General features: G+C 67.0%; 20 protein-coding genes. 7 read left to right on the top strand and 13 right to left on the bottom strand.

Annotated features, from left to right (window positions below):
- Positions 1-7 precede the first annotated feature (7 nt).
- Complete coding sequence (locus RSO01_RS20010; RefSeq protein WP_147151164.1) at positions 8-265, top strand: OmpA family protein; 258 nt, start codon at positions 8-10, stop codon at positions 263-265.
- Between the two features lie 156 nt (positions 266-421).
- On the opposite strand, the gene pncA is transcribed toward RSO01_RS20010, so the two are convergent.
- From pncA to purD, 6 genes are all read right to left on the bottom strand, one after another.
- Entirely contained in the window at positions 422-1,030 is a 609-nt protein-coding gene (gene pncA, locus RSO01_RS20005; RefSeq protein WP_147151162.1) for a bifunctional nicotinamidase/pyrazinamidase, read from the bottom strand.
- 13 nt (positions 1,031-1,043) lie between these two features.
- The gene (gene tgt, locus RSO01_RS20000) at positions 1,044-2,168 is read right to left on the bottom strand and encodes a tRNA guanosine(34) transglycosylase Tgt (protein WP_147151160.1); all 1,125 of its coding nucleotides are present in this window, start codon (positions 2,166-2,168) and stop codon (positions 1,044-1,046) included.
- Positions 2,165-3,208: a tRNA preQ1(34) S-adenosylmethionine ribosyltransferase-isomerase QueA gene (gene queA, locus RSO01_RS19995; RefSeq protein WP_147151157.1), complete on the bottom strand. Its 1,044-nt coding sequence runs from the start codon at positions 3,206-3,208 to the stop codon at positions 2,165-2,167. Before queA ends, tgt begins: the two co-directional genes overlap by 4 nt.
- A 36-nt stretch (positions 3,209-3,244) precedes the next feature.
- Positions 3,245-3,574, bottom strand: coding sequence for a hypothetical protein (locus RSO01_RS19990; protein WP_147151155.1), 330 nt, complete (start codon positions 3,572-3,574; stop codon positions 3,245-3,247).
- A 150-nt stretch (positions 3,575-3,724) separates the two neighbouring features.
- A complete protein-coding gene (locus RSO01_RS19985; RefSeq protein WP_147151153.1) occupies positions 3,725-4,852 on the bottom strand; it encodes an MBL fold metallo-hydrolase in 1,128 nt (375 codons plus the stop codon).
- Positions 4,853-4,884: 32 nt separating this feature from the next.
- Positions 4,885-6,177: a phosphoribosylamine--glycine ligase gene (gene purD / locus RSO01_RS19980; protein WP_147151151.1), complete on the bottom strand. Its 1,293-nt coding sequence runs from the start codon at positions 6,175-6,177 to the stop codon at positions 4,885-4,887.
- Positions 6,178-6,269: 92 nt separating this feature from the next.
- On the opposite strand from purD, the gene RSO01_RS19975 reads away from it, so the two are divergent.
- The 5 genes from RSO01_RS19975 (at position 6,270) to RSO01_RS19955 (ending at position 9,722) form a co-directional block, all read left to right on the top strand.
- A complete protein-coding gene (locus RSO01_RS19975; protein ID WP_170303207.1) occupies positions 6,270-6,491 on the top strand; it encodes a type II toxin-antitoxin system Phd/YefM family antitoxin in 222 nt (73 codons plus the stop codon).
- Positions 6,488-6,892 (top strand): type II toxin-antitoxin system VapC family toxin, encoded by a 405-nt coding sequence (locus RSO01_RS19970; protein WP_147151147.1) that lies wholly within the window; start codon positions 6,488-6,490, stop codon positions 6,890-6,892. Before RSO01_RS19975 ends, RSO01_RS19970 begins: the two co-directional genes overlap by 4 nt.
- 9 nt (positions 6,893-6,901) lie before the next feature.
- Entirely contained in the window at positions 6,902-8,416 is a 1,515-nt protein-coding gene (gene xseA, locus RSO01_RS19965) for an exodeoxyribonuclease VII large subunit (RefSeq protein ID WP_147151145.1), read from the top strand.
- Between the two features lie 120 nt (positions 8,417-8,536).
- Positions 8,537-9,271, top strand: coding sequence for a ribonuclease activity regulator RraA (locus RSO01_RS19960; RefSeq protein ID WP_147151143.1), 735 nt, complete (start codon positions 8,537-8,539; stop codon positions 9,269-9,271).
- 13 nt (positions 9,272-9,284) lie between these two features.
- The gene (locus tag RSO01_RS19955; RefSeq protein ID WP_147151141.1) at positions 9,285-9,722 is read left to right on the top strand and encodes a DUF2846 domain-containing protein; all 438 of its coding nucleotides are present in this window, start codon (positions 9,285-9,287) and stop codon (positions 9,720-9,722) included.
- Between the two features lie 156 nt (positions 9,723-9,878).
- Here RSO01_RS19955 and RSO01_RS19950 read toward each other — a convergent pair whose 3' ends face one another.
- The 3 genes from RSO01_RS19950 to RSO01_RS19940 are packed head-to-tail and all read right to left on the bottom strand — an operon-like array spanning position 9,879 to position 12,200.
- Positions 9,879-10,268 carry a VOC family protein gene (locus RSO01_RS19950; RefSeq protein ID WP_147151139.1) on the bottom strand — a complete coding sequence of 130 codons (390 nt, stop codon included), beginning with the start codon at positions 10,266-10,268 and terminating at the stop codon, positions 9,879-9,881.
- 58 nt (positions 10,269-10,326) lie between these two features.
- Complete coding sequence (locus RSO01_RS19945; RefSeq protein ID WP_147151136.1) at positions 10,327-11,379, bottom strand: glycosyltransferase family 4 protein; 1,053 nt, start codon at positions 11,377-11,379, stop codon at positions 10,327-10,329.
- 5 nt (positions 11,380-11,384) lie between these two features.
- Complete coding sequence (locus RSO01_RS19940; protein ID WP_147151134.1) at positions 11,385-12,200, bottom strand: UDP-2,3-diacylglucosamine diphosphatase; 816 nt, start codon at positions 12,198-12,200, stop codon at positions 11,385-11,387.
- A 107-nt stretch (positions 12,201-12,307) separates the two neighbouring features.
- On the opposite strand from RSO01_RS19940, the gene RSO01_RS19935 reads away from it, so the two are divergent.
- Positions 12,308-13,231: a diacylglycerol/lipid kinase family protein gene (locus RSO01_RS19935; RefSeq protein WP_170303206.1), complete on the top strand. Its 924-nt coding sequence runs from the start codon at positions 12,308-12,310 to the stop codon at positions 13,229-13,231.
- Here RSO01_RS19935 and RSO01_RS19930 read toward each other — a convergent pair.
- From RSO01_RS19930 to RSO01_RS19915, 4 genes are read right to left on the bottom strand one after another with little or no spacing between them, the layout of a single operon-like run.
- On the bottom strand, positions 13,170-13,481 hold the full coding sequence (locus RSO01_RS19930; RefSeq protein WP_147151131.1) for a hypothetical protein: 312 nt from the start codon (positions 13,479-13,481) through the stop codon (positions 13,170-13,172). The genes RSO01_RS19935 and RSO01_RS19930 overlap by 62 nt on opposite strands.
- Positions 13,478-14,191: a hypothetical protein gene (locus tag RSO01_RS19925; RefSeq protein WP_147151129.1), complete on the bottom strand. Its 714-nt coding sequence runs from the start codon at positions 14,189-14,191 to the stop codon at positions 13,478-13,480. The genes RSO01_RS19930 and RSO01_RS19925 overlap by 4 nt, the downstream gene beginning before the upstream one ends.
- Positions 14,192-14,209: 18 nt before the next feature.
- A complete protein-coding gene (locus RSO01_RS19920) occupies positions 14,210-15,418 on the bottom strand; it encodes a lytic murein transglycosylase (RefSeq protein ID WP_147151127.1) in 1,209 nt (402 codons plus the stop codon).
- A 12-nt stretch (positions 15,419-15,430) separates the two neighbouring features.
- Entirely contained in the window at positions 15,431-16,825 is a 1,395-nt protein-coding gene (locus RSO01_RS19915) for a TldD/PmbA family protein (protein ID WP_147151126.1), read from the bottom strand.
- Positions 16,826-16,865 lie beyond the last annotated feature (40 nt).

Raw genomic sequence — 16,865 nt, 5'->3', positions numbered from 1 at the left:
CGCGGAGATGGCGACCCTGCTGAAGTCCACGCCTGGGCTGAAAGTCTTCATCGTCGGCCACACCGACAACAAGGGCACCTTGGCCTACAACACCGACCTGTCGCAGCGCCGCGCCGAGGCCGTCGCCAAGGCGCTGGCCGCCAAGTACGGCATCGCCGCCGACCGCATGGTCGCCAAAGGCGTCGGCCCGCTCAGTCCCCTGGCGCCCAACGACAGCGAGGACGGCCAGGCGAAGAACCGGCGGGTGGAGCTGGTGAAGCAGTAGTCTCCTCATCCTCCTCCCCCGTCATACGGGGGAGGGTAGGGAGGGGGCGAGCCGCAGTGGCGGCCTATCAGATTTCAGATCTGAAATTGGAGGAGGCGGTACTGACGCCTTCCCCCTCCCGGCCTCCCCCGTATGACAGAGGAGGTGGATGAGGGGCTACGCCGTCGCGTTCAAATTGATCCCGGCTTGGCGCATCTCGGTCAGCATGCGCTTCTTGCTGCCGTCGAGGTCGATGGCGGCGGTCGCTTCCTGGACCACGGCGACGTCGAAGCCGGCCTGTCGCGCATCGATCGCCGACCAGGCGACACAGTAGTCGAGCGCCAAGCCGCAGAAGATCAGCCGCGTGAAGCCGCGTGCCTTCAGGTAGCCGTCCAATCCGGTGCGCGTCATGCGGTCGTTCTCGCGGAATGCCGAGTACGAATCGATGCCTGCATGGAAGCCCTTGCGCACGATCATCTGCGCCTTGGTGATCTCGAGCTCAGCATGGAATTCCGCACCCGATGTGCCCTGCACGCAATGGTCCGGCCACAGCGTCTGCTGGCCGTAAGGGAACTGCGTTGTGGTGAAGGGCTCGGCATCGCGCCAGGCGCTGGCGAACGAGGCGTGGCCCGGCGGATGCCAGTCCTGCGTCAGAACGACATGGTCGTGGCGGCCGATCAGGCGGTTGACCAGCGGCACGATCGCGCGCGCCCCCGGGACGGCGAGAGCGCCGCCCTCGCAGAAATCGTTCTGCACGTCGACCACGATCAGCGCCTCGTTCGGCATTACGCACGCTCCGTCACAATGGCGGTATGTCTCCGCGGCCCTGTTCCTCCTCGAAGGCGGCAGCCCAGCTGTCGAGCGAGCCGCCTTCGATGGCGTCCCTGAGGCCGCGCATGATGTCCTGGTAATATTGCAGATTGTGCCACGTCAAAAGCATCGCCCCAAGGATCTCCTCGACGCGGATCAGGTGATGCAGATAGGCGCGGCTGTGATGCCGGCAGGCGGGACAGGCACACTGCTCGTCGATAGGCCGATGATCGTCGCGATGGCGGGCGTTGCGCAGATTGAGCTCGCCGCGGCGCGTAAAAGCCTGAGCCGTGCGGCCGCCGCGCGTCGGCAGCACGCAGTCGAACATGTCGATGCCGCGTTTCACGGCGCCGACGATATCAGCTGGCCGCCCCACGCCCATCAGGTAGCGCGGCCGGTCGTCGGGCAGCATCGGCGTTGTCACATCAAGAACACCGAACATCGCCTGCTGGCCCTCGCCGACGGCCAGGCCACCCACGGCATAGCCGTCGAAGCCGATGTCGATCAGGGCCTTGACGCTTTCGGCCCGCAGATCGGGAAAGACGCTGCCCTGCACGATGCCGAACAGGCCGTAGCCCGGCCGGTCGACGAAGGCGCGCCGGCCGCGCTCGGCCCATTTCATCGACAGTCGCATGGAGAAGGCGGCGGCGTCCTCGGCAACCGGCCAACTCGTGCATTCGTCGAACGACATGGTGATGTTGGTGTCGAGCAGGTGCTGGATCTTGATCGAGCGCTCGGGCGTCAGCCGATGCTGCGAGCCGTCGAACGGCGAGCGGAAGGTGACGCCGTCGGGATCGAGCTTGCGCAGGTCCTTCAGCGACATCACCTGGAAGCCACCCGAATCGGTCAGTATGGGCCGCGGCCAGTTCATGAACTTGTGCAGGCCGCCCTGCGCCGCGACGCGCTCCGCGCCCGGCCGCAGCATCAGGTGGAAGGTGTTGCCCAGCACGATCTCCGCGCCGGTCTCGGCGACCGACTGCGGCAGCATCGCCTTGACGGTGCCGCCGGTGCCGAGCGGCATGAAGGCCGGCGTCTCGACGGTGCCGTGCGCCGTGCCGATGCGGCCGCGTCGCGCCGCGCCGTCGGTGCCCAGCAATTCGAAGGAAAGACTCATCGCCGCAACAAACAACAATCGCCGTAGGAATAGAAGCGGTATCGCTCGCGCACGGCATGCGCATAAGCGGCCTTCATGCGCTCCAGGCCGGCGAAAGCCGAGACCAGCATGAAAAGCGTCGAACGCGGCAAATGAAAGTTGGTCAGCAGCAGGTCGACGGCGCGGAAACGAAAGCCCGGCGTGATGAAGATGTCGGTCTCGCCGATCCAGGCGGCGACGGCGCCGTCATGATCGCGCGCCACCGTTTCCAGGAGCCGCAGCGCCGTCGTTCCGATCGAAACGACGCGTCCGCCGCGGGCGCGCGTCTCGGCGATGGCCTGGGCGGTGATGGCCGGCACCTCGCCCCATTCGGCGTGCATGGTGTGCGCGTCGGTATCGTCCACGCGTACCGGCTGGAAGGTGCCGGCGCCGACATGCAGGGTCACGCTCGCCGTGGCGATACCGGCGTCGGCAAGCGAGGCCATCAGCTCGGGCGTGAAGTGCAGGCCCGCCGTCGGCGCCGCGACCGAGCCGTCGAAGCGGGCGAACATGGTCTGGTAATCGGCGCGGTCCTGCGCATCGGCTACGCCGCTGCGGATATAAGGCGGCAGGGGCACCGCACCGCTGTGCTCGAGGGCCGCGAGAAAGCGCGGGCCCGTCGTGTCGAAGGCGAGGACCAGCGAGCCGTCGTCGTTCTTGGTCTCCACCGTCGCGCCAAAATCCGTGAAGCCAATGCGATCGCCCAGCCGCAGGCGTTTGGTTGGCCGGGCAAAGGAGAGCCAACGGCCGGCGCCGAGGTCGCGGATCAGCAGCGCCTCGACGGCGACGTCCTGCCGGCCGGCGGTGCCGCCGCGCACGCCCCTGAGCCGGGCCGGGATCACCTTGGTATCGTTGAAGACCAGCAGGTCGCCTTGGCGCAGCAGGGACGGCAGGTCGCGCACCGTGCGGTCGTGCAGTCCGTCGGGCGCGACGTCGAGCAGGCGTGCAGCGTCGCGCGGCTGGATGGGCCGCTGGGCTATGAGCTCGTCCGGGAGGTCGAAGTCGAAGAGGTCGACGCGCATCTGAGGCGGGTTCAATATGACGCGATGGCGAAATTCTCAACCCGCCCGGCGCGGGCCGAAGACGCTGCGGCGATCGCCCGGGTGCTCTCGCCCTCCTATCGGCTGCTCAGCTTCCTGCCCATGCTCCACACCGAAGAAGAGGATCGCTGGTTCGTCGAGAACGTGATCCTGAAGGAATGTGCCGTCACGGTCGCCGAAGGAGAAACAGGCATCGTCGCGTTCCTGGCCCAGCAAGGGGAGGAGGTTGGCATGCTCTACACCCATCCGGACTTCATCGGCGCGGGCGCCGGCAGCCTGTTGATCGAGGCCGCCAAGCGCTCGGGCGCGGCGGCACTGGAGCTCTGGTGCTTCCAGGCCAACACCCATGCTCGCCGAAGACGCCCGACGTCCGCTATCGCTGGGCGCGCGAGTAGCTGTCACCCCGAGCGCAGCGAGGGGCCTTTGAGGCGACAGGAAAGGTCCCTCGCTTCGCTCGGGATGACAGCGCGTCTGCGTCGAGTTCGCGACTTTCGAGGACTAAGCCGTTCCGACATCCATGACGTCGGCGTCCGAATCGTCTGCCGGCGGCTGGGCGTGAGGATCGACCAGGGCGACGAAGCGGGACACACCGTCGACGACGACACGCTTCACGCGGGCGCGCGTCTCCAGGCAGTGCAGATGCGCCAAGGTCTCGCCGAAGGCGAAGACGATTTGGTTGTTGTCGAGATGGCGCGGGAAGAGAACCGGCACCATGTCCCAACCGGTGGAGCCTTCGGCGCCGCGATGGGCGATGGCGGCGGTCATGTCGTTCAGCCGCGCGTCGTGATGGGCGACGAGCTGGTCGAGCCGGGTGTGCAGGCCGACGAAGGGGAAGCCGTGGCTCGGCAGCACCAGCGCGTTGGCGGGCAACCGGCGGAAGCGCGAGAAGCCGTCGAGGAACCAGGTGAGTGAATCGGCTTCAGGCTCGTTGGGCCACACGCCGACATTGGTGCTGATCTTGGGCAGCACCTGGTCGCCCGCGATCAGCACGTTGAGCTCGGGGCACCACAGCGACGCGTGCTCCGGCGCATGTCCGCGGCCGACGATGACGTCCCAGCGATGGCCGCCCAGCGTGATGGGATGGGCATGGATCAGGCGCTGGAAGGTCGGCGGCAATGGCCCCACGCCCTTGGCGTAGCCGCCCTTGTGACGATGGAACAGGGGGATGCTATCGGCCGGCACGCCGTTGCGCGCCAGATGGGCAGCGCGCAGATCCTCGTTCTCGATGAAGTCGTTCCGGGCGGCGATGGCGCTCATGTACTCGCCAAGCGTCATCCAGAGCGGCGCGCCCCAGCGGCCGCACAGCCAGCCGGCCAAGCCGACATGGTCGGGATGCAGGTGGGTCGCGATGACCCGCTTCACCGGCTTGCCTGAAAGCTTCTCGGCGAAGATCTTCTCCCACAGTTCGCGCGTCTCGGGCGTGTTGATGCCGGTATCGACGATGGTCCAGCCATCCTCCTCCTCGACCAGCCACAGGTTGATGTGGTTGAGCTGGAAGGGCAGCGGCATGCGCAGCCAGTAGATGCCGGGCGCGACGTTCTTGATGGTGCCGGGATCCGGCACGTCGCCGCAGGGGAAGCGAAGCTGCGCCAGCAGGCGCTGCGAGAGGTCTGGTGAATCGGGCATGGATCGACCCTAGCCCCTGAGCGAGCGGCCTGTCACCGGTGCGAACCGACGACCCGCCATGCGATATCCCGCCGGCAGAACCCTTCCGGCCAGTCTATGAGGTCGACGGCGCGGTAGGCGCGGTTGCGGGCTTCCGCGACGGTGGGCGCCATGGCCGTGACGTTCAGCACGCGGCCGCCGTTGGCCAGCACGCGCTTGCCGTCGGGGCCCATTGTTCCGAATTTCGTGCCGGCATGGAAAATCTGCACGCCCTCTACCTTTGATGCGGCGTCGAGTCCGCGGATCTCGGTGCCTTTCTGGTAGGCATCGGGATAGCCCTTGGCGGCCATGACCACAGTCAGCGCCGATTCCGATGACCAGCGCAGGTCGAAATGCTTCAGGCTGCCGTCGGCGCAGGCGATCAGGGCCGGCAGGATGTCGGACTTCAGCCGCATCATCAGCACCTGGCACTCGGGATCGCCGAAGCGGCAGTTGTACTCGAAGATCTTCGGCCCCTGGGCCGTGATCATCAGCCCGGCATAGAACACGCCCTTGAATGGCATGCCGTCGGCGGCCATGGCGCGCGCCGTGGGCAGGATGATCTCGTCCATGACGCGTTTCTGCATGGCCGCGTCGAAGATCGGCGCCGGCGAATAGGCGCCCATGCCGCCGGTGTTGGGGCCCTTGTCGTTGTCGAAGGCGCGCTTGTGGTCCTGGGCGCCGATCAGCGGCAGGACATGCTCGCCGTCGCTGAGGGCAAAGAAGCTCATCTCCTCGCCGACCAGAAATTCTTCGATCACCACCGAGGCGCCGGCCGCGCCGAAGCGGTTGCCCGACAGCATGTCGCGTGCCGCCTCGATCGCCTGCTCGACCGTCTCGGCCACGACGACGCCCTTGCCGGCGGCGAGCCCATCAGCCTTGACCACGATCGGCGCGCCCTGCGCCCTGATGTAGGCCGCGGCCTTGTCGGCGTCGGTGAAGCGTTCGTAGGCGCCGGTCGGGATGTTGTGGCGCTTGCACAGCTCCTTGGTGAAACCCTTGGAGCTTTCGAGCTGGGCCGCCTTCTGCGACGGGCCGAACACTTTCAGGCCGGCCTCGGCCAGCCGATCCGCCAGACCCATCGCCAGCGGCACCTCGGGCCCGACAACGACGAAATCGATCTTTTCCCGTCTGGCCAGAGCCACCTGGCCTGCGATGTCCTCCGCGGCTACGTCGATGCATTCAGCTACCTGCGCGATGCCGGCATTGCCGGGCGCGCAGTAGAGCTTTGTACACAGGGGCGAAGCGGAGATGGCCCAGCAGAGCGAATGTTCGCGGCCACCGCCGCCTACGACCAGAATCCGCATATCGACAACCCCTTGAAATCACGCCCTGGTCTGCCAATATGACCAATAGTCATGACCATGGTCACATCGCGGGTTCTGAGATGACAAAAACCATGAAAGCCTCGGAGTGCAAAGCGAAGTTTTTGGGCGTGCTGGACGACGTCGCCTCCAAGCATGAGCGGGTAATCGTGACCAAGAATGGCAAGCCGATCGCCGAGATCGTGCCTTTCGTTCAAAAGCCGGCAACGCTGCTTGGCGCCATGAAGGGGTCCATAAAGGTCCTGGGTGATCTGGACGAACCGCTCGACGTCGAGTGGGAAGCCCTCAAGGAATGAGCGTAGTCCTCGACACGAACGCGCTCATTTGGCTACTCGAACGCAATGCCCGGATAGGGACGCGGGCGGTCGAGCAGATCGACGAAGCGTTGCGTACGAGTCGCGTCATGATTTCGTCGGCGTCCGTTTGGGAAGTCGCCATACTGGTCGCCAAGAACCGTGTTGCTCTGACGAAGTCCGTTGATCGGTGGCGCATCGACGCCCTTCAGCTCGGTATCGAGGAGATTCCACTGGATGGGGAGATCGCAATTGAGTCGGTTGCGCTCGCCGATCTTCATCCTGATCCGGCCGACCGTTTCATTGTGGCCACGGCGCTGAAGATGCGAGCCGTACTAGTCACCTCTGACGCGCGACTGCTCTCCTGGACCGGCCCTCTCGCCCGCATTGATGCACGGGTGTAGCGTCTGGCCATGGAATCGACGGCGCCTGAGCAAGTCACCAGCAACGTCCCGGAATTCACCGTTTCCGAGCTTTCGTTTGCCCTGAAGCGGGAGATCGAGACGGCGTTTCCGCGCGTGCGCGTGCGCGGCGAGATCAGCCAGCCGTCGTTCCCGCGCTCGGGCCACTGCTATTTCCGGCTGAAGGACGAGAACGCCGTGATCGACGGCGTGTGCTGGAAGGGCACGATCCCGCGGCTCGGCATCCGCATCGAGGAGGGGCTGGAGGTCATCGCCACCGGCAGGCTCACGACCTATGCCGGCTCGTCGCGCTACCAGATCATCGTCGACCGCCTGGAACTCGCGGGCGAAGGCGCGCTGCTGAAGCTTCTGGAGGACCGGCGCAAGAAGCTCGCGGCCGAAGGGTTGTTCGACGCCAGCGCCAAGCGAGCGTTGCCGTTCCTGCCCGAGGTCGTGGGTGTCGTGACCTCGCCGTCCGGCGCGGTGATCCGCGACATCCTGCATCGGATTTCCGACCGCTTCCCGCGCCACGTGCTGGTCTGGCCGGTGGCGGTGCAGGGCGAGAAGGCGGCGGGCGAGGTCGCCAAGGCCATCGCGGGCTTCAACCGCCTGCCCGAAGGCGGACCGGTGCCGCGGCCCGACGTGCTGATCGTGGCGCGCGGCGGCGGCAGCCTGGAAGACCTGTGGGCCTTCAACGAGGAGATCGTGGTGCGCGCCGCGGCGGCCTCGACCATCCCGCTGATCTCGGCGGTCGGGCATGAGACCGACACGACGCTGATCGATTTCGCGTCCGACCGTCGCGCGCCGACGCCGACGGCGGCGGCCGAGATGGCCGTGCCGGTACGGGCGGATCTCGTGGCGCAGACGCTCGACTTCGGCAAGCGCGCCATCTCCTGCATGAACCGCGTGCTGCGCGAGGCGACGCTGGCTGTGACCGGCCTGGCGCGCGGCCTGGGCGATCCATTGCGCCTGATCGAGGAGCGCCAGCAGCGGCTCGACGTCAGCGGGGAACGCCTGGCGCTGGCGACCCGCGGCCTGGTCGAGCGCCGGGCGCATGCCCTGGCGGCGGCCCGGCTGGTGAGCCCGGTGGCAGTGCTGGTCGCCAAGCAGCAGGCGCTCAGCGCCGAGGCGCGTGTGCTGGAAGGCGTGATGAAGCGCTATGTAAGCGATACGCGCCAGAAGATGGAGCGCGGCGCAGACCGCATCGAGCAGTACGCGGACAGGCTGCGTCGCAGTGCGACGGAAACACTGGAACGCGGCCATCGCCAGGTCGAGCAGCTCGGCAAGCTGCTGGAGAGCTATTCCTTCCATTCGGTGCTGCAGCGCGGCTTCGCGCTGGTGCGCGACCAGGACGGCCATCCGGTGCTGACCGCTGCCGGCACGCGTGCGGGCGACACGCTCAGCATCGAGTTCGCCGACGGCAAGATCGGCGCCCGCGTGGCCGATAGTGCGGGACCAGCGCCACGTCCGGCAACGCCGCCGCGCCGCCGCGATGGCGGCAGCGGCAATCAGGGTTCGTTGTTGTGACGCACCAGAGTTGATGAAGGCAACGTTGTCATCCCGAGCGAAGCGAGGGACCTTTACGGATCAGTAAAGGTCCCTCGGGCTTCGCCCTCGGGATGAGAGTCATGTTGGGGGGGAAGAACCATGAGCAACGAGCCGCTGTCGGCCGAGACCATCAAGAACTTCATGTATGCCAGCACGGCCACCGTCTCGATGCAGATGCTGAAGCGTGGCTTTCGCAACACCTCGATCAGCGGCGTGCGTCCGGTCAATCCCAAGGCGGTGCGGCTGGTCGGGCCGGCCTACACGCTGCGCTACATTCCCGGCCGCGAGGATCTCGACAAGCCGCCGACACCCCAGGATCCGCCGTCTGCCCAGCGCAAGGCGATCGAGGAGACGCCGGCCGGCTGTGTGCTGGTGATCGGCACCGAAGGCAACACGCGCTCGGGCACGATCGGCGACATCCTGGCGCTCCGGTTGAAGGTGCGCGGCGTGGCGGGCGTACTGAGCGACGGCGCTATGCGCGACACGCCGGTGATCTCCAAGATCGACGATTTCCCGGTGTATTGCGCGGCCGCCGCCGCGCCGCCCAGCATGAACCATCTCCATCCCGTCGAGGTGCAGGCGCCGGTCGGCATCCGCGGCGTGCCGGTCTATCCCGGCGACGTCATCGTCGCCGACGAGGACGGTGCCATCTGCGTGCCGCGCCATCTCGCCGACGAGGTGGCGCGCGATTCCTTCGAGCAGGAGCGGCTGGAGAAGTTCGTCGCCATCCGCGTCTCGCAGGGCATCCCGATCACCGGTACCTATCCGCCCAACGACGACACCAAGAAGCTCTATCAGGCCTGGATCAAGGCGGGCGAGCCGCCGAACGGCTGAGGAGAGGGAGACCATGCGTCACGCCATCGTTGGGGCAGCGATGTTGCTGGTCGCGGGATGCAGCGGGCCGCCGCCGGTCTCCATGGCGCCGCCGGCCCAGGACGCAGCGGGCAAGCAATTCAGTCCGCCGCCGGCCGGCATGGCGGCGGTGTATTTCTACAATCCCACGAACAATGGGCCCCCCATCAACGTGACGGTCGGTGCGATGGTGATTGGTCGCCTGGCGCCAACGACCTGGATGAGGGTCGAGCTTGCCCCTGGCTGGCACGCCATGAGCTGCACCACGGCCAGTTCGGCCAATCCCTCGTCGATCACGCTGGCGCCGGGTCAGATGCGCTTCATCGATGTCGAGATGCCGCCGGGCTCGTCAGTCTGTTCGATCCGCGAGGCCAGCCTCGACGCGGGTCGCGCGGCCGTGCTGGCCGGCCAGCGGACGATGCAGATTCAGTAACCCTTCTCTTTCCTCCCCCGTCTTACGGGGGAGGGTAGGGAGGGGGCGAGCAGCAGACGCGGTCTCGAAAATTTCAGATCTGAAACTTGCGGAAGTCTTGCTGAGGCCTTCCCCCTCCCGGCCTCCCCCGTATGACGGGGGAGGCGATCAAGCGCGTTACGGATGGATCTCCGACGCGTTGCCGTACGGCTTGGTGATCAGCTCGAGCAAATGCCCGTTGGGATCCTCGAAGTAGACGCCGCGGCCGCCCCAGTGATGGTTGATCTCGCCGGGTCCGCTCTTGTCGTGGTCGGCGAAATAGGCGACGCCCGCCTTCTGGATGCGCGCGAACGAAGCGTCGAATTCCTGGTCGTCGACCAGGAAGGCATAGTGCTGGGTGCGCACGTCCTTGGAATCGACGAAGTCGAGGGTGACGCCGTTGCTGGTCTGCACCGGACGAAACGGCCCCCATTGCGGCTGCGGCTGCACGCCCAGAATCCCGGCGAGGAAGGTCGCCGATGCGTCCTTGTCCTTGGCGGGGATGATGATGTGGTTGAGGGCTGGCATAGCGACCTCCACTGGCTGACTTCAAGATGGTTCGCAGCCTGGAGGAGTTCAACCGCCTTTATGAGGCCGCCGCATCCGGCAAGGCGCGGCGCTTCAAGGGTTGCCAGACGCCGCGTGGGATCGGCTGCAGCGCGGCCAGGAATTGTGCGGCGCAACGTTCCCAGGTGAAGCCCTCGGCGTGACGCCGGCAGTCGGCGGGATCGCGGTCGATCGCCGCCAGGCAGGCGGTGCGCAGATCCTCGTCGAGCGCGCCGACTTTCGGATCGGTAACCACGTCGAGCGGGCCTGGCACGGGATAGCCCGCAACCGGTATGCCCGAGGCCAGCGCCTCGACCATGACCAGGCCGAACGTGTCGGTGCGGCTGGGGAAGACGAAGCAGTCGGACTCGGCATAGCGCAACGATAGCTCGTCGGTATCGACCGAGCCGAAGAAGCGCGCATCCTTGTAGCGGCGCTTGAGCTCGCCGAGCTGCGGCCCGCCGCCGACCACCCACTTGGTGCCCGGCAAGTCGAGATCGAGGAAGGCCTTGATGTTCTTTTCGATGGCGACCCGGCCGGCATAGAGCCAGATCGGCCGGGCGTCGCCTGTCTGGGTGCGCGAGCGCGGATGGAAGGCCGCTATGTCAACGCCGCGCGACCACGGTACGAGGTTCTTGAAGCCGCGTTGCGTGAGGTCGTCACGGATCGACTGCGCCACGACCAGCACTCCAGCCGACGGCGCATGGAAGCGGCGCATGAAGGCGTAGCTCCAGGATAGCGGCAAGCGGATGCGAGCCTGCACATATTCCGGAAAGCGCGTGTGATAGGCGGTGGTGAAAGGAATGTCTCGGGCGAGGCAGAATTTGCGCGCCGCCCAGCCCAGCGGTCCCTCGGTCACCAGGTGGATGGCGTCGGGCGCGTAGAGCCTCAGCATGTGCGCCAGCCGTGCACTGGGGAACAGCGATAGCCTGATCTCGGGGTAGCTCGGGCAGGGCAGAGTGCGGAAGCGGTCGGGGCCGAACACTTCCACCTCATGCCCGTCGGTCCGCAGGAGCTGGGACACCGTCTCGATGGTGCGCACTACGCCGTTGATCTGCGGCCGCCAGGCGTCGGAGACGATGGCGATGCGCAATCCGGCTACTCCGCCGCCAGGCGCACAGGCGCCAGCTGCGGCAGCATGGCGTCGCGGCGCGCGACCTCCTCGGCCCAGCGCACGATGCGCAGGCGGCCGTCGAAGTCCTCGACCAGGGCGGTGCAGCTTTCGACCCAGTCGCCGTCGTTGCAGTAGAGGATGCCGTCGATGGTGCGGATCTCGGCGTGGTGGATGTGGCCGCACACCACGCCGTCGACACCGCGGCGGCGCGCTTCGCTCGCCACAGCGTGCTCGTAGTTGTCGATGAACTGGACCGCGTTCTTGACCCTGTGCTTGAGGTACGCCGACAGCGACCAGTAGGGCAGGCCGAGCTTGCGGCGCGCCCAGTTGAACGTGGTGTTGATGCGCAGCGCCACGCTGTAGGCCCAGTCGCCCAGGATGGCGAGCCAGCGCGCATAGCGCACGATGCCGTCGAACTGATCGCCGTGGATGATCAGGAGCTTGCGGCCATCCGGCTGCGTGTGGATCGCCTCCTCCTCGACCTTCACGTCGCCGAAGGTGAGCTGGCAGTACTGGCGCGCCGCTTCGTCGTGATTGCCGGGAATGTAGATGACGTTGGTGCCCTTGCGCGCCTTGCGCATGATCTTCTGCACCACGTCGTTGTGCGCCTGCGGCCAGTACCACCAGCGTTTCAGGCGCCAGCCGTCGACAATGTCGCCGACCAGGTACAGAGTCTCGCTCTCGTTCCTCTTCAGGAAATCGAGCAGCAGCTCGGCTTGGCAACCACGCGTGCCCAAATGGATATCGGACAGGAAGATCGCGCGATGGCGGGCAGGTTGATGACGCTCGATCACGGTCATGTGGATAAAACTCGACCGGCACAAAATCTGTTGGGCACGATTGCGCGTGACGCAGCGGATTGTGTATGTCGGCGGTTGCGTGGCTGTTAATCGAGTGTGACAGTTCAATGAACGCCATCGATGCCAAGGCGCTGTTGCTGATCGTCAATCCGACCGCCGGACGCCGTCGTCGCGGCCTGGTCGATGCCGTCGCCGCCCGCGTCCGCGCGGAAGGGTGGACGGTCGATGTCGTCGAGACCACGGCGGCAGGCGATGCGCGGCGACTGGCGGCGACCTGTGATGCCAGGCGCTATGGCGTGATCGCCGTCGCCGGCGGCGACGGCACGATCAACGAGGTGGTCAACGGGCTTGCCGGACGCGGCGAAGACGCGCCGGCGGTGGGCATCGTGCCGCTGGGCACGGCCAACGTGCTGGCGCATGAGCTGGGGCTGGGCTTTTCCGCCGCCGCGGTCGCCCGCACCATGACGGCGGGCCGCGCGCTTGTGATGCAGCCGGGCGAGGCGGCCAACGGCACCGGGGCGCGCTGCTTCTCGTTGATGGCGGGCGCGGGCTTCGACGCCAAGGTCGTGGCGGGCGTGAGCGCGCCGCTCAAGCGCCGGCTGGGCCGTGCCGCCTATGTCTGGCGCTCACTGGTCGAGGCGCGCCGCTATCGGCCGGTGCGCTACCAGGTCGAGATCGACGGTGTCCGCCACGAGGCGTCGTCGGTGATCGTGACGCGCAGCCGCCACTATGCCGGACCCTACGTCGTGGCGCCCAACGCCGCGCTCGGCGAGCCGCTGCTGCATGTCTGCCTGTTCGAGCGCTGGGGCCGCTCGCATACCTTCCGCTACGGCATGGCGCTGCTGCTGGGTCGCTTGCCGCGCACGGCGGGCTATCGCGTGGTGACCGGCCGTTCCGTGAAAGTGTCGGTGCTGAACGACGCCGGCGAAGGTCGCGATCAGCCCGTCCAGATCGACGGCGACAATGCGCTTATCTTGCCCGTGTCGATCGGGCTCGCCGCCGGTGCAGTTCGCCTGCTGCGGCCGGCTTGAGCTCGGCAGGCCGGTAGAGCTCGGCGACCTCCTCCGCTGACAGGCCGAAGATCGCCGCCAGCCGGTCGATTTCGGCTCCCGCGAAGGCGCCGGCAAGATCCGGGTCGCCCATTTCGGCGAACAGGACCTCTTCCACCGCGACGAGCCGGCGGTTGTCGCCGCGATGGGTGAAGGGAACGCCCAGCCGCTTCGGTCCGCTATTGGCCGGCACCCGAAACGCGAGGGCGGTGCGATTCGACTTCCTGGTCATGGGATCAATCCTATTCGCCGCAAATATATAGTCGCAGAAGCCACGTCGGAAAGATCAAGTTCACCGGGCCAGCTCTCTCCCATCAGCAGGTGCTTGCCGAGCGTCGTGCCGGCGAACGGCATGGCGAGCGCTGCAATGGCCCGCAAGGCGCGCCGATCTGGAGACCGCAGAAGCCCGTCGACCGCGGCCACCTGGGCCGGCGTGAAGCTCGAGGCCATGGCGGCGAACTTTGTCGTCAATCGGGCGGCGATGGCTGGCCAGGTGGTGTCCGGCGAGGGCAGGAAGCCGTGGACGGCCCAGACGTAGCCGCCATGGGTGAGGCCCGCCTGGAGGGTCATGCGGGCGATGCCGCAATCGCGCTCGATCAGAAGGAGGTTCTGCAACAGATGCCGGCTGGTCGGGCCGCCGCGGCCGGTCGGCGTGACGACCAGCCAGCTGATATGCGCCCGCCGCTGCGGCGGATCGAAGCGAAGGGCGATCGTGGCCACGCGCACCCCAGCCTGATAGACGCTCGCCCGCACGAACAGGCGCCCTGCAGATACCGTTCTCAGGGAAAGAAAGCCGGCATTGAAGCGCGCCGTCAGCACCTGGCAGAACTGCAGCGTGTCGCGGCCGAAATGGGCAGTACACCAAGCGTCGACCGCCGGGAGCGAAGCGCCGGCGAGACCGTGAATGCCTCGCCGATTGTTCAGGACGATGAACGCCGTCAACGGCAGCCTTCGGCGCGACTAGCGCGCCTGTTGCAGCCGGCGCACGAACTCCGGCGTCGGATGGCCGTCGGCGGGCATGCCGATCTGCTTCTGGTAGAGCCGCACTGCCGAGCGCGTCTTGGGCCCCAAAAGGCCGTCGACCTCGTCGGTGTAGAGCGTGAGGCGGGCCAGGCGGTTCTGCATGTCGATGATGGTGTTGCGCGAGAGTGGCTCGTCGTCGGCCGGCGCGCCCTGCGCGACCGGCGGGCCGCCCGCGATCTGCTGCGCCAGAATGGCGACCGACAGCGCATAGAGCGTCGAGCGGTTCCAGTTCATCACCGCCTTGAAGTTGGGATAGAGGATGAAGGCGGGGCCGCGATAGCCGGCCGGCAGGATGATCGACGAGGGCTCGTCGGAGTTGGGCAGCGCCGCGTTGCCCGCCTTGCGCACGCCCATCTGCGCCCAGGTGCGCACCGGCTTCTCGATGGTGGTGTCGGCCTGCTCGAGCGGGAAGTTCTGCGGCAGGAAGACCTCTTCTGCCGCCGGCAGCGGCGGCTTCCACCCGATGCCGCGCAGGAAATTCGCGGCCGAGGCGAAGGCGTCGGGCAGGCTGTTCCAGAGATCGATGCGGCCGTCACCGGTGCGGTCGACGCCCCACTTCATGAAGGTCGAGGGCATGAACTGCATGTTGCCCATGGCGCCGGCCCACGAGCCGCGCATCTGCTCGCGCGTCATGTGGTTCATGGCGAGGATGCGCAGCGCTTGCACCGTCTCGTTGCTGAAGAAGTCGCGGCGCTTGGTCATGCAGGCCAGGGTCGCCACCGAGCGCACGACCTGGAAATCGCCCATGAAGCCGCCGTAGTTGGTCTCGACGCCCCAGAAGGCCATGATGTATTGCGGCGGCACGCCGTACTCGGCCTGGAGCTGGTCGAGCAATGCGCGGTGCTGGGCCATGCGCTGCTGGCCCTTGACGATGCGATCGTTCGACACCGCGCTGCCGACATACTTGGAGTAGGTCAGCGAGAATTCCGGCTGCTTGCCATCGAGATCGACCACCTTCTGGTCGGGCGTCAGGTTGCGGAAGGCGCCGTCGGCGATGGCTGCCGACACGCCCTGGCGTGTCGCCTCGGACTTGATGGTCTGCAGGCAGTCGAGGAAATCACCTTGCGCCAGTGCCGGCCCTGTTCCTGTGCCGGCTAGGAATGCCGTCGTTGCGGCGAGGATCGTTGTCTTGAGGAGGGGGTTCATGCCCCTACAATATCATGACCCGGCGATGGTCATGCCCTCGATTCGCACCGTCGGCGCATTGGTCGAGCTCTTGAACTGCAGGTCGTTGGCCGGGGTCATGTTCAAGAACATGTCCTTCAGGTTCCCGGCCACAGTGATGCCGCTCACCGGCCAGGCGAGCTTGCCGTTCTCGATCCAGAAGCCCGAGGCACCGCGGCTGTAGTCGCCGGTGACGCCGTTGACGCCGAAGCCGATCAGGTCGGTGATGTAGAGGCCGCTTTTGATGTCGCCCAGAAGTGCGTCGAACGAGAGCTTGCCCTTCTCGAGATAGAAGTTCGACGTCGTCGGCGAGGGCGGGCCCGAGGTGCCGCGCGCGGCATGGCCCGTCGGCTTTAGGTTGAGCTGGCGAGCGGCGGCGAGGTCGAGCAGCCAGGTCGTGAGCCGGCCGTCGTCGATCACGGCATAGCGCTTGGTCGGCAGGCCCTCGGCGTCGAACGGGCGGCTGCCCAGCCCGCGCTTGCGATGCGGGTTGTCGAGGATGCGGATGCCGTCGGCGAAGATCTTCTCGCCCATCTTGTCCTTGAGGAACGACGTGCCGCGCGCCACGGCACGGCCGTTGATGGCGCCCGCGAGATGGCCGATCAGCCCGCCCGAGATGCGCCGGTCGTAGATCACCGGCACGCGCGCGCTCTTGGCCTTGCGCGGATTGAGCCGGCGCACGACGAACTTGCCGGCGTTGCGGCCGACCGTGCCGGGCGCCATGAGGTCTTCGAGATGCACGGCGCTCGACCATTCATAGTCGCGCTCCATGCCCGTGCCCTCGCCGCCCAGCACGGCGCAGGACAGCGAGTAGCCGCTGCGGCGATAGCCGCCCGAGAAGCCGTTGCTGGCCGCCAGCATCACCGCGGTGCGGCCCCAGCTTGCCTCGGCGCCTTCCGAGTTGGTCACGCCCTTGACGGCGCGCGCGGCATCCTCGGCCTCCGCCGCCATGGCCAGCAGCGCCTTGGCCGACGGCCGCTTCCTGTCGTGGAGATCGAGATCGGGCCAGCCCTTGGCCAGCAGTTCCTCCGGCGCGATGCCGCACACCGGGTCCTCAGGTACGGCGCGCGCCATGTCGACGGCGCGGCTGGCCAGCGTGCGCAGGGCGGCCGGCGCGAAGTCGGTTGAGGAGACAAAGGCCTGGCGCTGGCCCACGAACACGCGCAGGCCGAGATCGCGGCCTTCGCTGCTCTCGAGCTTCTCGCGTTTGCCCATGCGCTGGGCGACGGAAATGGACTCGCCGTTGACGTAGAGCGCGTCGGCCGAGTCGGCGCCGGCGGCCTTCGCCCATTTCATCAGGTCGGCGAGCAGGTTGGCGTCCGGCGCACTCGCAGCAGGCTTGCTCGCCGGGCGCTTCTTGCGGGGGGCGGTCTTTTTCGCTTTGGCCATGACCGCCCTTCTACGCGCTAAACAGCCGTTTCGTCGAGAT

Origin of the sequence: Reyranella soli (assembly GCF_007992495.1) — a bacterium.
GTDB classification, from domain to species: domain Bacteria; phylum Pseudomonadota; class Alphaproteobacteria; order Reyranellales; family Reyranellaceae; genus Reyranella; species Reyranella soli.
Note: the sequence above shows the minus strand (reverse complement) of the source record. Positions and strands in the feature narration are given on the sequence as shown.

What these genes read in the sequence shown, in the direction of transcription:
- RSO01_RS20010 (WP_147151164.1), top strand. Translation starts at nt 8, where the DNA reads ATGGCGACCCTGCTGAAGTCCACGCCTGGGCTGAAAGTCTTCATCGTC.
- pncA (WP_147151162.1), bottom strand. Translation starts at nt 1,030, where the DNA reads ATGCCGAACGAGGCGCTGATCGTGGTCGACGTGCAGAACGATTTCTGC.
- tgt (WP_147151160.1), bottom strand. Translation starts at nt 2,168, where the DNA reads ATGAGTCTTTCCTTCGAATTGCTGGGCACCGACGGCGCGGCGCGACGC.
- queA (WP_147151157.1), bottom strand. Translation starts at nt 3,208, where the DNA reads ATGCGCGTCGACCTCTTCGACTTCGACCTCCCGGACGAGCTCATAGCC.
- RSO01_RS19990 (WP_147151155.1), bottom strand. Translation starts at nt 3,574, where the DNA reads ATGGGTGTTGGCCTGGAAGCACCAGAGCTCCAGTGCCGCCGCGCCCGA.
- RSO01_RS19985 (WP_147151153.1), bottom strand. Translation starts at nt 4,852, where the DNA reads ATGCCCGATTCACCAGACCTCTCGCAGCGCCTGCTGGCGCAGCTTCGC.
- purD (WP_147151151.1), bottom strand. Translation starts at nt 6,177, where the DNA reads ATGCGGATTCTGGTCGTAGGCGGCGGTGGCCGCGAACATTCGCTCTGC.
- RSO01_RS19975 (WP_170303207.1), top strand. Translation starts at nt 6,270, where the DNA reads ATGAAAGCCTCGGAGTGCAAAGCGAAGTTTTTGGGCGTGCTGGACGAC.
- RSO01_RS19970 (WP_147151147.1), top strand. Translation starts at nt 6,488, where the DNA reads ATGAGCGTAGTCCTCGACACGAACGCGCTCATTTGGCTACTCGAACGC.
- xseA (WP_147151145.1), top strand. Translation starts at nt 6,902, where the DNA reads ATGGAATCGACGGCGCCTGAGCAAGTCACCAGCAACGTCCCGGAATTC.
- RSO01_RS19960 (WP_147151143.1), top strand. Translation starts at nt 8,537, where the DNA reads ATGAGCAACGAGCCGCTGTCGGCCGAGACCATCAAGAACTTCATGTAT.
- RSO01_RS19955 (WP_147151141.1), top strand. Translation starts at nt 9,285, where the DNA reads ATGCGTCACGCCATCGTTGGGGCAGCGATGTTGCTGGTCGCGGGATGC.
- RSO01_RS19950 (WP_147151139.1), bottom strand. Translation starts at nt 10,268, where the DNA reads ATGCCAGCCCTCAACCACATCATCATCCCCGCCAAGGACAAGGACGCA.
- RSO01_RS19940 (WP_147151134.1), bottom strand. Translation starts at nt 12,200, where the DNA reads ATGACCGTGATCGAGCGTCATCAACCTGCCCGCCATCGCGCGATCTTC.
- RSO01_RS19935 (WP_170303206.1), top strand. Translation starts at nt 12,308, where the DNA reads ATGAACGCCATCGATGCCAAGGCGCTGTTGCTGATCGTCAATCCGACC.
- RSO01_RS19930 (WP_147151131.1), bottom strand. Translation starts at nt 13,481, where the DNA reads ATGACCAGGAAGTCGAATCGCACCGCCCTCGCGTTTCGGGTGCCGGCC.
- RSO01_RS19920 (WP_147151127.1), bottom strand. Translation starts at nt 15,418, where the DNA reads ATGAACCCCCTCCTCAAGACAACGATCCTCGCCGCAACGACGGCATTC.
- RSO01_RS19915 (WP_147151126.1), bottom strand. Translation starts at nt 16,825, where the DNA reads ATGGCCAAAGCGAAAAAGACCGCCCCCCGCAAGAAGCGCCCGGCGAGC.